Source organism: Paraburkholderia sp. IMGN_8 (assembly GCF_038050405.1).
Classification (GTDB): Bacteria; Pseudomonadota; Gammaproteobacteria; order Burkholderiales; family Burkholderiaceae; genus Paraburkholderia.
In genome coordinates, this window is the sequence record NZ_CP150901.1 from 259,635 (window position 1) to 272,425 (window position 12,791).

11 protein-coding genes are annotated in these 12,791 nt (G+C 62.6%); 7 read left to right on the top strand and 4 right to left on the bottom strand.

Features of this window, described 5'->3' with window-relative positions; translation table 11 throughout:
• Positions 1 to 179: 179 nt before the first annotated feature.
• Entirely contained in the window at positions 180 to 950 is a 771-nt protein-coding gene (locus WN982_RS22400; protein ID WP_341317882.1) for an SDR family oxidoreductase, read from the bottom strand.
• Positions 951 to 1,058: 108 nt separating this feature from the next.
• Here WN982_RS22400 and WN982_RS22405 point away from each other — a divergent pair, with 108 nt between their 5' ends.
• Positions 1,059 to 1,469 (top strand): helix-turn-helix domain-containing protein, encoded by a 411-nt coding sequence (locus tag WN982_RS22405; RefSeq protein ID WP_341317883.1) that lies wholly within the window; start codon positions 1,059 to 1,061, stop codon positions 1,467 to 1,469.
• 588 nt (positions 1,470 to 2,057) lie between these two features.
• Here the strand turns inward: WN982_RS22405 and WN982_RS22410 are convergent.
• The gene (locus WN982_RS22410; protein WP_341317884.1) at positions 2,058 to 2,789 is read right to left on the bottom strand and encodes a GntR family transcriptional regulator; all 732 of its coding nucleotides are present in this window, start codon (positions 2,787 to 2,789) and stop codon (positions 2,058 to 2,060) included.
• Between the two features lie 160 nt (positions 2,790 to 2,949).
• Between WN982_RS22410 and pcaB the strand changes: the two genes are divergently transcribed.
• Together pcaB and WN982_RS22420 are read left to right on the top strand one after the other, a co-directional pair.
• A complete protein-coding gene (gene pcaB, locus WN982_RS22415; protein ID WP_341317885.1) occupies positions 2,950 to 4,320 on the top strand; it encodes a 3-carboxy-cis,cis-muconate cycloisomerase in 1,371 nt (456 codons plus the stop codon).
• Positions 4,321 to 4,346: 26 nt separating this feature from the next.
• Positions 4,347 to 5,762 (top strand): cation:dicarboxylase symporter family transporter, encoded by a 1,416-nt coding sequence (locus WN982_RS22420; protein ID WP_341317886.1) that lies wholly within the window; start codon positions 4,347 to 4,349, stop codon positions 5,760 to 5,762.
• A gap of 555 nt (positions 5,763 to 6,317) precedes the next feature.
• Here the strand turns inward: WN982_RS22420 and WN982_RS22425 are convergent.
• Together WN982_RS22425 and WN982_RS22430 are read right to left on the bottom strand one after the other, a co-directional pair.
• Positions 6,318 to 6,554 (bottom strand): PhzF family phenazine biosynthesis protein, encoded by a 237-nt coding sequence (locus tag WN982_RS22425; protein WP_341317887.1) that lies wholly within the window; start codon positions 6,552 to 6,554, stop codon positions 6,318 to 6,320.
• Between the two features lie 83 nt (positions 6,555 to 6,637).
• Positions 6,638 to 7,588 carry a LysR family transcriptional regulator gene (locus WN982_RS22430; RefSeq protein ID WP_341317888.1) on the bottom strand — a complete coding sequence of 317 codons (951 nt, stop codon included), beginning with the start codon at positions 7,586 to 7,588 and terminating at the stop codon, positions 6,638 to 6,640.
• A gap of 222 nt (positions 7,589 to 7,810) precedes the next feature.
• Between WN982_RS22430 and WN982_RS22435 the strand changes: the two genes are divergently transcribed.
• The 4 genes from WN982_RS22435 (at position 7,811) to WN982_RS22450 (ending at position 12,749) form a co-directional block, all read left to right on the top strand.
• The gene (locus WN982_RS22435) at positions 7,811 to 9,166 is read left to right on the top strand and encodes an MFS transporter (RefSeq protein ID WP_341317889.1); all 1,356 of its coding nucleotides are present in this window, start codon (positions 7,811 to 7,813) and stop codon (positions 9,164 to 9,166) included.
• Positions 9,167 to 9,194: 28 nt separating this feature from the next.
• Positions 9,195 to 9,986: an SDR family oxidoreductase gene (locus WN982_RS22440; RefSeq protein WP_341317890.1), complete on the top strand. Its 792-nt coding sequence runs from the start codon at positions 9,195 to 9,197 to the stop codon at positions 9,984 to 9,986.
• Positions 9,987 to 10,062: 76 nt separating this feature from the next.
• Positions 10,063 to 11,820: a dihydroxy-acid dehydratase gene (ilvD, locus tag WN982_RS22445; RefSeq protein WP_341317891.1), complete on the top strand. Its 1,758-nt coding sequence runs from the start codon at positions 10,063 to 10,065 to the stop codon at positions 11,818 to 11,820.
• Positions 11,817 to 12,749, top strand: coding sequence for an NAD(P)-dependent oxidoreductase (locus WN982_RS22450; RefSeq protein WP_341317892.1), 933 nt, complete (start codon positions 11,817 to 11,819; stop codon positions 12,747 to 12,749). The genes ilvD and WN982_RS22450 overlap by 4 nt, the downstream gene beginning before the upstream one ends.
• Positions 12,750 to 12,791: the final 42 nt, after the last annotated feature.

Genomic DNA, 12,791 nt, shown 5'->3' on the forward strand with positions numbered 1-12,791 from the left:
ACCGGCGCTGGCCACTGGCGTGGTCGTGTTCGGGTTTTGCAGATTTCACTGCGTTCGAACGCTGTCATCGCCCGGCTGTTCTCCTCGAAGGTAACGGCGTTCGCGTCGTGGTCGCAGGACCTGTTTGCTTCGCCCAGGCACGTGAGTGCCGCCGCTTAGGCACCTGCCGCGCGGCGGTTCTACTTGGCAGCGAAATGGTCGTTCAGGCCCGCGAACTGCTTTGCGTAACCGTCGTAGCCCTGCTCGGCCGCAAAGCGCAGCGGAAGCACGCGTTTGACGAGCACTTCGCGAACGCCCGGCTGCGCATCCAGAATCGACATAACTTCGTCGATGAACTCCGCGAGCGGCATCGCATCGGGATCGTTTGCCTGCTGCTCGCCCATCAGTTCGGTCTGAACGTACGGCGGGACGATCTCGACGACGTCCACGCCCGTGCTGGCGAGCTGATAGCGCAAAGACTCACTGAACGAATGAATGGCCGCCTTGGTGGCGCTGTAGGTAGGTGTGAATGCGAGCGGCAGGAATGCCAGTCCCGACGAAACGTTCAGCACAGTCGATTTTGCCTGTTTGCGCAGCAACGGCAACAGCGCGGCCGTGAGGCGAATGGGAGCGAGCAGGTTCGTGGCGATCGTCGTCTCGGCGATGCCGGCGTTGACGTCCATCGCGCGCCAGTCTTCGGGCTGCATGATGCCGGCGTTGTTGACGAGCGCGTTCAACGTCGGATACTCGCCAGCGATCTTCGCCGCGACGCGGGCGATGTCCTGCGGGTCTGTGACGTCCAGCACGACAGTCTCGATGCCCGGATTCGCGCGTGCGACGTCGTCCAGTGCCGACGCGCGACGCCCTGCAACGATGACCCGGTTGCCGCGACGATGAAATGCTTCCGCCAGCGCGCGCCCGATGCCTGAGCCGCCACCGGTGATCAGAATGGTGTTTCCGCTAGTCTGCATGACTGTTCTCCTGTATGAGGCTGTGCTAGCGTATGGCAAATACTCTCAACAGGGAAGTAGGCACTGCTTTGTGCAGTACGAACACATATGTAACTAATGGATCGGGCAATGGCGAAAGACAAACAACCGCGTCGTCGGGTGGTGTTCAAATCTGCACAGGGACGCTCGTCCACTGCGGAGTTGGATGCGCTCGTGCTCGACGTGCTCGGTCGCGTGGCGGACAAGTGGACGATGTGCGTGCTTGAGGTACTGGCTCAGAACGGCGTGTTGCGCTTTACGCGCGTCGGCGAGTTGGTGGGTTCGATCAGCCAGCGCATGCTGACAAAGACATTGCGGGAAATGGAGGCGGACGGGCTCGTGCTGCGAACTGTGTATCCGGAGGTTCCACCGCGCGTCGAGTATTCGTTGACCGAACTGGGAACGAGCCTGTGCGCTGCGTTTTGCGGCGTTTGGCAATGGGCCGAAAAGCATGAGCCGGAATTGCGCGTGCTGCGCAAGAAAAGAGAGGCAGGTGATTGACGTTTCAACCACGACAGACAAAGAGACTGTCATGACCGGACTCGGTCGAGAGAAGATTCGCGCCTTCAAATGAGCTAGTTGCACACAACAAGAGCATCGTCAGAGTCACTCTTGCCTGGAAGATGCGATCCGATTTGCTTCTCGCATCACACATAGTGCTCGGTCAGGTCGACGTGACTTCAGTCGTTGTTGCATTCTGGCGCGCCCATTTGGGTGCACGACCGGTGACGCGCTTGAACGCTTCTGATCCCCTGCATTTGACGGCAAGAGCTAACGGCTGCTGACGGAACCGTATGAGCCATTGGAGTGAGCAACCGAACGTATAAGCGAGCGACTGGCTCTGGCCGCGTACTGCCTCATGCGAAGGGCATACGCAATGTGGGACGCGCAAGTCTGCGATCGGCAGCAGCCGACCCGCACCTGCCCTTCATGGAGACATTTCCGTCGTCAGTAATGACATTCATAGCGGACACTGAGCGTCGATTGCCTTAAGCGTTGCTGTGGGTCGGGTTTGGAACGGAGCAGCCAATTGGCCGCAAAATGCGGTCGATTGGCCCACCTACACCGCCCCTACAACGCCTGCGACGCCTAAGCGTCGGAGCGCTTCAGTCGCATCGAAACCGAGAAGCGTTCAGCCGGATGGACGCTGATCGACACCTCAAAGGTTTCCCCCGTAGAGTCGAGATAGCGCCGCACAATCTCAAGTGCTGCAGTCCCCTTCTCGACTTTCAGCCTTTCCGCCATCTCCTGCGAAATCAGCGCCGCGTGCACGTCCTGCTGGATCTCCGCGATGCAGCGACCATAGCGCGCTTCGATTAACGAACTGATCAGCGTATCCGGTTGAGCTCGCGCAGCCTCTGCGACTTCCGTATAAGCCGGATCGATATACACGTCGGTCCAGCCGACCGGCGGACTCTCTTTGTCGCCGTCGATGCGCAGGCTCGAAACGCGCAGCCATCGCGCACCTTCTGCACATTTCAGCGTCCTTGCGAGCTTGCCGCTTGCGGAGATCTCCTCGGTTGATTGCACTAGGCGCAAGTGCTCGGAGCCGAATTGCACGAGATCGTCCACCGATGCGAGCGACGGCCGAAACTCGTTCTTCGGCTGCGCCGATTCGACGCGCGTTCCCGCATTCTTGCGCCGCGACACGAGCCCCAACTGCTGCAATTCATGCAGCGCGGCGCGAACCGTATGCCGGCTCGTCTGATAGTTGTCACGCAGTTCAAGTTCGGTAGGCAGATACGAGCCGACCGGAAAGCGGCCGGATGCAATGCCCTCAGTCAAGTCGCGAGCGATGTCGGCGAAGTGCGGTCTGTTCATTTTTTGGGTGGCGAGCAGTCAATTTATCAGCGCTAGGGTAAATCATAGCTTGCTCAACATGTCCGAACATATTAATTTTCATTATGTCCGGACATATCGTTGATTTCGCGAATCAGTCCGGACCTTTTTAATCCGGTTTTCTGCACTTCAAGAGGTCGTCATGACGAGCCGCACTATCCCTATGGCCAGCACTGTGGTCGATTCCATCCTGTTCCGCGACGCCTTCGGCACGGCGAAGATGCGTGCGCTGTTCTCCGACTACGCGCTCGTGCAGCGCTACATCGACGTGGAAGTGGCGCTAGCCAGGGCTGAAGCGCGCGTCGGCGTGATTCCGGCCGACGCGGCGGAAGTGATCGCCCGTGAATCGACGATCGACCGGATCGATTTCGATCACATGCGCGAGGAGACAGACATCGTCGGCTATCCGATTCTGCCGCTCGTTCACCAGCTCGTCGGCATGTGCGGCGAAGCGGGCCGCTACGTCCATTGGGGCGCGACGACACAAGACATCATGGATACGGCGGTCTCGCTGCAGGTGCGCGATGCGCTCGATGTGATCGACAGCGACATACGCGAACTGCGCACGATTCTGGTCGACCTTGCAAAGAAACACCGCGATACGCCGATGGCGGGCCGCACACACTTGCAGCAGGCGCTGCCCGTCACGTTTGGCTACAAGGTCGCGATCTGGCTGGCGATGTTCGACCGGCATCAGCAACGCCTCGCAGAGCTGCGCCCCAGGGTGGCCGTAGTCGAATTCGCGGGGGCCGCGGGCACGTTGGCCTCGCTCGGCGATAAGGGTTTCGAGGTTCAGAAGGCGCTCGCCGACGAACTGAAGCTCGGTGTACCCACAACCACGTGGCACGTGGCGCGCGATGGTTTCGCCGAAGCGGTCAACCTGCTCGCGCTCGTGACTGGCTCACTTGGCAAGATCGCGCTCGACATCATGATCATGGCGTCGACGGAGTTTGCTGAAGTATACGAGCCGTTCGTCAAGGGGCGCGGAGCGAGCAGCACCATGCCGCAGAAGCGCAATCCGATTTCCAGCGAACTGATGCTTGCTGCGGCGAAAGCGGTGCGTCAGCAGGCGGGTCTAATGGTCGACGCGATGATCCAGGATTTCGAGCGCGCCACGGGCCCATGGCACGCGGAATGGATCGCGATTCCGGAGAGCTTCATCCTTTCGGCTGGCGCGCTGCATCAGGCGAAGTTCGCGCTCGGGGGATTGATCGTCGACACCGAGCGCATGAAACACAACCTGGGCATCACCAGGGGGTTGATCGTCGCGGAGGCGGTCATGATGGGAATGGCACCTTTTACCGGCCGCCAGCAGGCGCACGACGTTGTCTACGACGCCTGCCGGACCGTGAACGAGAAAGGCGGCACGCTCGCCGACGCGCTTGCGGCGCTGCCAGAAGTCACCACGCACTTCGACCGCGCGGCGATCGATCGAATGACCGATCCAGCCAACTATCTCGGCCTCGCGCCGCAAATGGTCGATCGCGCCGTCGAATTGTCGAGCGGCATCTGAGTGAAAGGCGTGGAGGAGTACACATCATGAACAACGATATCGCATCAAACGAAACGCCGGACGTCCCGCCGCCCAGAAGGCTGCCGTGGTACCGCAAGCTGGGCATGCAGGTTCTGGTCGGGCTGATTCTCGGGATTGCCTTCGGTCTGATTTTCCCGAAGGTGGGTGGACAGCTTAAGATACTGGGCGACATCTTCCTGTCGCTTATTAAAGCCGGTGTTGCGCCGCTGGTGTTTCTCACCATCGTGCATGGCATCGCGTCGGCCGGTGACGTCAAGAGCGCGGGCCGCGTAGGATGGCGCTCGATTGTCTATTTCGAAGTGGTGTCGACCATTGCCTTGATGGTCGGCCTGCTGGCGGGCAACCTGCTGCAAACCGGAAAAGGCATGACGGCCGTCGCCGTCGGAGCGGCACCGCCGGTGGTTGCAAAGATGGAGTCACAAGGCTTCGTCGCGTTTGTCATGCACATCGTGCCCGACAACTTCATCGGCGCCTTCGTGAAGGGTGAACTGCTGCAGGTGGTGGTGCTGGCTGTGATGGTCGGTATCGGGATACTCGCGATTCCTGAACGCCGCCGCGTCAGGATCAACGAGGGACTCGATCTTGTTTCCGAAGTCCTGTTCTCATTCATCAATCTGGTGATGAAGCTGGCGCCGCTCGGCACCTTCGGCGCCGTCGCTTACGCGGTGGGCAGCAACGGTACTGCTGTGCTGTTTGCGCTTGCCCAGCTCGTGTTCAGTTTCTACGCGGTCGTGATCCTGTTCATCGTCGTGGTCATGGGAATCATCGCGAAGCTGGCGGGTTTTAGTCTGTGGCGCTTCCTGCGCTATATCAAGGATGAGATCTTCATCGTGCTCGGTACGGCGTCGTCCGAGAGCGCGCTGCCGCGTCTTCTGATCAAACTCGAGCGGCTTGGCTGCGCGAAGCAGACGGTCGGGCTCGTGTTGCCGACGGGCTACGCGTTCAACCTTGACGGGACGTCCCTGTTCATGTCGATGGGGGTGCTGTTCATTGCTCACGCGTATGGCGTGCCACTTACGCTGCAGCATCAGGTGGGCCTGCTCCTGCTGATGCTGTTGACCTCAAAGGGCGCGGCCACGGTGTCGGGTGGATCGTTTGTGGTGTTTGCCGCGACGGTCACGTCGACCGGCATCCTGCCTGTTGAAGGGGTTGCGGTGATCTTCGGTGTGTACCGCTTCATGTCAATGGCGATCGCCACCTGCAACACGATCGGTAACAGCCTTGCTACGGTCGTGATTGCAAAATGGTCGCATACGTTCGATGCGCAGGTTGCCGAGCGTCATTTCTATCCGGAGCGTTACCCGGCCACCGCGCAGGCCGACGAAAGTCTTACTGACGGTAACTTGCTGCCCGAAGACACGAGCGACGCAAATCCGCACCCGAGCGGCATCCCTATGAAAAGTGCGGGCACAGCACGATGATCTGTTCCGCTGAACTGCCGGAGTCTGTCGGGGGCTGGTGCTTCAGTGCAATATCAGTGGCTGCCGGGCTGCCACTGATGTAGGCTGCCACCGTCCGAAATGGCCGAGGGACCGGCCATTCGCGCAGCGAGTGATTGTTCCTTGATGGCCGGGCACTGCCTCATGCGATCGGCATATGTCGACCCTGAACGGCCCTTCAGATTTGCCGAAAACGGCCGTTCAAAGTCGAAGGCTACACTGTAGTTAAACTTGGGAATGGCAGCGATTTGCTTTTACAACTGCGATGCCAACGGGTTCGTGTCACACAGACCTGGATTAAGCGAAAGATCTGCGTGCTCTTTCCGTCGGACACGGACCAGAGAGTCATATCGGTGAGATAGTTTACCTAACCGATTTCAACGGCGGCCCCCAGCACTACACTGCTTCAAAACGGGGCAGGCCGTCGTCCTCCCGGTGCACAAAAGTTATATATCCACCTTCACCGAGGATCCGACCTTCGCCGTACCTCCGGCCATAAGGCGAGCGATTTCGGTGTCTTCAACTTCCAGGCGGACTTCAATAATGCTCGGCGACGGGGGCAAGCTCAATCTGCCTGGCGGTCGTAAAGAACTCCAGTTTGATCGTGGCCTGTTCCGATCCGGAGACGAAGGCCGTCTCGGAGAGTCCAACCTGCCGGGCGACCGCCAGCTTCTGCGCCGAGGTCAATGTGTTCGCGTCCGTCACTACGCCAGCCGGGTTCCCACCGGCTGCTCCATCCACAAAGGCATTTACGACGTGCACATCGATTTGCATCAATTCTCCAGAATGCGCTGACGGCCATTGTTAGCAGATAAGAACTATAGCGCCGGCGGCCACGAAGAAGCCACGCCTGCCACTTATTCCGTGCGAATTTCGTTTGCGGCTTCCGTGAGGCAGTCGATGAACAATTGCCCTGCTTCTTGCAACGCGTCGGCGCGCCAGTACACGACGACTTCGCTCAATGGTTCGAGCGGCGCCAGCGGCAGAATGCGCATATGGCCCCGCATAGCGTGCTGACGCGCCGTTGAAATCGGCAGGATCCCGACGAATTCGCCGTGCGTCAGCAGCGTGACGTTGAGCGACAACGAGCTGGATTCGATGTTGCTCGCACCCGGCACGATGCCGTGGGACGCGAGTGTTTCGATTAGAGTCGCATAGGCGGGCGAACCGTGCAGCGGCGTGATCCAGCGGCAGTTGCGCAGGTCCGCCCATTCAGTGGGCTTGTCGAGCTGCCACAGCGGATGCTGCGCGCTCGCCACGAACACGAACGGTTCGCTGTGCAACGTCTCCTGGCGCAATAGCGTCTGCGCGGTCGCGATGCGGTTGCGTCCGATGGCGATATCGAGCTCACCCTCATCGAGCGCCTTGATGAGCCGGTCAAGCGTGCCTTCGACGAACGACAGCGAAGCCGTCGGCGCGCGGCGCAGAAAAAGCTGCACGGCATTGGTGGTCAACAGTTCGGGGATCGTCACGACGGCGCCAAGGCGAACATGTCCGCCCGCGCCCACTGCAAGCGCGTTCACGTCGCGGCGCGCGAGTTCGAGATGGCGCAATATCTCGCGCCCGCACGCGACGATCACCTCGCCGATGCTCGTGAACTCCAGCGCGTTGCCAACGCGATTCACGACGTTTACGCCCATCGCCTGCTCGATTTCCGCGATCTGTTTCGAAACGGCAGGCTGCGTGACGTGGAAGGCCGCTGCCACGCGCGTCACCTGCCCGAGGTCGGCCAGCGCGACGAGGATGCGCAGATGCGGGAGCTTCAGTCCACTGCGGAAGAAGCGGTCAATGGAGACGTCGTTTTGCATAAGAGATGAGAGGTTTCCCGAATATTCTATAACCCTCCGGTTATGCGCAACACCGAAAGAGTGATTTGCGACAACCCGGCGCACTCGACTACGCTTGCGTTTCATCTGGGCCGCCGATTTTTTGCTTGGGCAAAGCATAACAAGGCCTCTCATAAAAGACATCGGTCGCGCTGCACGCCGCTCGTCGGCAGACAGCGGAGACAGCGACACATTGGAGACGACATGAGTGCCAATTCATTCGGGCGGGACGTAGCGTCGGACGAACCGGCCGACGTGGACCTTAGGGCGCACGTCCATGTCGCCCCGGCGCGCCTCGCGCTGTACAGCAAGCTGACCCGCCACATCGTGCCGATTCTGTTTCTGGCGTTCGTCGTCGCCTATATCGATCGCGTCAACGTCAGCTTCGCGAAGTTGCAGATGCTCACCGACCTGAACCTCAGCGAGACGGTCTATGGGATCGGCGCGGGCATTTTCTTCGTCGGCTATTTCCTCTTCGAGGTGCCTAGCAACCTGATCTTGAACCGCGTCGGCGCTCGGCTCTGGATCTCGCGCATCGTGATCACGTGGTCGATCGTCTCGAGCCTCATGGTGTTCGCGAGCGGCCCCGCGTCGTTCTATTTGCTGCGCTTGCTGCTGGGTATCGCCGAGGCAGGCTTCTTTCCAGGCGTCGTGCTGTATCTGTCGAACTGGATTCCGTCCGCGCGGCGCTCGCAGATCATGGCGCTCTTTATGGCGGCGATTCCCGTTTCGGGTGCCGTCGGCGGACCGCTCTCGGGCTGGGTGATGGCGCATATGGGCGGCGCGTACGGTCTCCCGGGCTGGAAGTGGCTATTCCTCATCGAAGGACTCGCCTCGCTGCTCGTGGGCTTCGCCGCGTTCTTCATGCTGCACGACCGTATCGATTCCGTGCGCTGGCTCAGCGCTGCCGAAAAAACGCTCCTTGTTTCCGATCTGGCGCGCGAGGCGCACACGCGCGTCGAGCAGTCGGTGCGCGGTGCGTTCGCGAATCCGCGCGTCTGGCTGCTCGGCTTGCTGTATTTCTGCATCGCGATGGGCAACTACGGCCTCGCGTTCTGGGTGCCGACGATCATCAAGGCGAGCGGCGTCGCGAGCGTGAGCAACATCGGCTGGCTCTCGGCGGTGCCTTCGCTATTCAGCGTCGTGGCGATGGTGGTGATCGCGCGTTATGCCGATCGCCGCGGCGAGCGCCGCCGCACCGTTGCGGCGTGCTGCGTAGTCGGCGCGTGCGGGTTGCTCGCTTCTGTGCTGTTCGCGTCCACGCCGGCGGCGGCCGTCGCCGCGCTGATCGTCGCCGCCATCGGGATCAATTCGATCGCGCCGGTGTTCTGGGGCATCCCGACCGCACTGATGGGCGGCGCGGGCGCCGCCGCGGCCATCGCGCTCATCAATTGCACGGGAAATCTCGCAGGCTTCGTGAGCCCGTTCATCGTCGGCTGGCTTTCCGATCTGGGCGGCAGGACGCTGCTGCCGGGCATGCTCGCCATCGCCATTGCGCTGCTGACCGGCGCCGCGCTCGCACTGCGCGTGCCACAACAGGTACCGGCAGACCGCAGCTGACTTACGGCATCGTTCGAGGACTTTCACCATGACGTATCCTTCAACGCCAGTCTGCGTGATCACGGGTGCGGCGAGCGGCATAGGTGCCGCCACGGCAGTGCGCTTCGCGCGCGCGGGCTGGCATGTCGCGATCGGCAACTTCGACGACGCTACGCGGTCCGGAGCGCTCGACGTCGAAGCCGAGTGCCGCGCGCTCGGCGTGGACACGCTGATCTTCGACGCCGATGTCCGCGACGACTCAGCCTGCCGCCGCGCAGCCGGCGCGGTCGCGACGCGCTGGCGCCGCATCGACGCGCTGATTAACTGCGCGGGCACGACATGCGTGATTCCGCATCACGCGCTCGACGAAATCGACGCCGCCGAGTTCGAGCGCGTCTATCGTGTGAACACGATCGGACTGTTCCAGATGACGCGGGCGGCAGCGCCCTTGCTGCGCGAGTCGGCGAGCGCGGCGCGTAGCGCGAGCGTCGTCAATGTGTCGTCGCTGGCAGCGCTGAACGGCACCGGTTCGTCGCTTGCATACGCGGCCTCGAAAGGCGCGGTCAATACGATGACGCTCTCGCTCGCCCGTTCACTCGCCCCGCACGTGCGAGTGAATGCGATCGCGCCCGGCATGGTCGACGACGGCCTGCTGCTGCGCTCGCTCGACACCTCGCAGTATCGCGACGTGCTGGCGCGCATGACCGGGAACTCGCCGCTCAAGCGTGTCTCGCAACCCGTCGAGATCGCAGACCTTGCGTTCTTCCTGACCGATCGGGCGCCTGCCATCACTGGCCAGGTCATCGCGGCGGAAAACGGCTTATTGCTCACGGCCGCCTGATCTTGCCGCAGGCGGCGAACCGCTCGGCCGCATTGCGCCGAGCAGACAACGAAACATCACACACCACGATACGAACATGACCGATCTCCACAAGCACCGCTCCCGCATGGTGACTGTCGGCGTTACGCGCACGCCGCATCGCGCCTTCCTTCGCGCGACCGGACTCGACGACACGTCGATGCAAAGGCCCTTCGTCGCCATTGTTGATACGTTCGGCGAGAACACACCGTGCTCGATGTCGCTCAACCAGATCTCCGACAACGTGCGGCTCGGTGTCGCCGCCGGCGGCGGCGTGCCGATTCGCGGCACGGCGATCTCGGTTTCCGACGGCACTTCGATGAATCACGCCGGCATGCGGATGAGCCTTGTCTCGCGCGAAGTGATCGCGGACAGCGTCGAGCTCTTCGTGCGCGCACACGGCTATGACGCGATCGTTGGGGTCGCCGGCTGCGACAAGACGCTGCCCGGTGTGCTGATGGGCATGGTGCGCGTGAACGTGCCGGGCGTGTTCCTGTTCGGCGGCGCGATGCTGCCGGGTGCTGCACCTGGCACGATTCCGGGCGGCACGGGCCACAACCTGCAGCGCCAGGCGACCGTCCTCAACGCGATCGAGGCTGTGGGCGCGGCGCAGCGCGGCGAGATCACACGCAGCGAACTCGATGCCATCGAAAAGCGCTGCACACCGACGGCCGGCTCGTGCCCCGGCCAGTTCACCGCGAACACAATGGCAATGGTCGCCGAAACGCTCGGCCTCGCGCCGCTCGGTTCGGCGATGGTGCCGGCCGTCTACAGCGAGCGCATCGCCATCGCGCGGCGCGCCGGCGAAACCGTGATGTACGCCTTGCGTTCCGGCGGCCCGCTGCCGCGCGATCTCGTCACTGTGAAGAGCCTCGAAAACGCGTGCGCGGCCGTCGCGGCGACAGGCGGCTCCACCAACGCGTGTCTGCATATTCCGGCAATCGCCCATGAAGCGGGCATCCGCTTCACGCTCGACGATATCGAGCGCGTGTTTGCGCGCATTCCGCTGATCGGCGACCTGCAGCCGGGTGGACGTTATCTGGCGCAAGACCTGCATCACGCGGGCGGCGTGCCCGCCGTGCTCAACGCGCTGCTAGCAGGCGGTTATCTGCACGGCGACGCGCTCACGCTCGAAGGCACGAAACTCGCCGAGGCGCTCGCGCACTTCGGCGGCCCCGACGGCGAAGTGGTGCGCACCTGCGACGCCCCGCTCTCACGAAACGGTGGCCTTGTGATCCTGCGCGGCAATCTCGCGCCGGACGGCGCATGTCTGAAGATCGCGGGCCTCAAATCGCTGACGTTCGCGGGCACCGCGCGCATCTTCGAATGCGAGGAGGACTGCATGGCGGTTGTCGCGGCGCGCAACTATCGCGAAGGCGACGTACTCGTGATCCGCTACGAAGGGCCGCGCGGCGGCCCCGGCATGCGCGAAATGCTCAGCGTGACGGCAGCGATCTATGGTCAGGGCATGGGCGAAAAAGTCGCACTACTTACCGACGGACGCTTCTCCGGCGCAACGCGCGGCATGTGCGTCGGCTACGTCGGCCCCGAGGCAGCCGAAGGGGGGCCGATCGCGCTTCTGCGCGATGGCGACCGCATTCGCATCGATGCGCGCGAGGGCGTCCTCCACGTCCAGCTTTCCGACGATGAGCTCGCGCAGCGCCGCGCGCAGACGCCGCCCCGCGAGCCGAAGCTGCTTGCGGGTGTGCTCGAGAAATACGCGGCGCTGGTGCGGCCGGCGCATCTCGGCGCGGTGACGCACTCGGGCAACCTCGACTGGCCGTACGACGCGCCGACGCACGGAGACACCGAATGAACGCGATCACGACGGCAAATGAAACACCGCACGTCGGCTTCTGCGGACTCGGCAAGATGGGGCTGCCAATGGCGAAGCGGCTCGTCGAAACAGGATATCGCGTCGCGCTCTGGAACCGCTCGGTGGAAAAAGCGCTGAGGTTGAGCGCGACGGCGCAGGGAACGTCCACCATCGGCGAAACGCCCGCCGACGTGGCCATGCGAAGCGACATCCTGATGCTTTGCCTCGCCGATCACGCGGCGGTCGAAGCGGTGGCGTTCGGCCCGCAAGGGCTGGCGCGCGGTGCGAAGCGTGGTGTCAGCGTCGTCGATCATTCGACCATGGCTCCCGCGCAGACGAGAACGCTTGCGCAACGCTGGCACGAAGAGACCGGCGGCGCATGGATCGACGCGCCGGTTTCCGGCGGCACCGCCGGCGCGACCGCCGGCACGCTCGCGGTGATGGCAGGCGGCGACGCATGCAGCATCGCAGCAGCAACCGCACCGATGTACGCCTACGCCGCACGCGTGACGCGTATGGGCGAGAGCGGCGCGGGCCAAGCGACCAAGCTTGCGAACCAGATCGTCGTGGTGACGACCATTGCCGCGATCGCGGAGGCCACGCGGCTCGCGCAACGCACGGGTATCGACACCAGGCGCATGCCTTCGGCGCTGGCGGGCGGCTGGGCGGACTCCGTTCTGCTGCAGACGCTCCAGCCGCGCATGGTCGAGGCGCCCGCGCAACCGAGCGGCACGATCCGCACCATGCTGAAGGATCTGGACGCCGTCGAAGCTTTCGCGCGCGAACACGACATCGCGTTGCCTGTCATATCGCTCGTGCGCCGATGGCTTGCGCGCGCCGTCGAAGAAGGCCTTGCCGACGCGGACATTTCGCAGATCGTGACGGTAGAGCTCGCAGCTCGTGTCCCGAGTGAGAAGTTCGCAATTTAAAGCTTGGTGGTTACTTTTTAATTAAGACTCCTTGAAGATTGG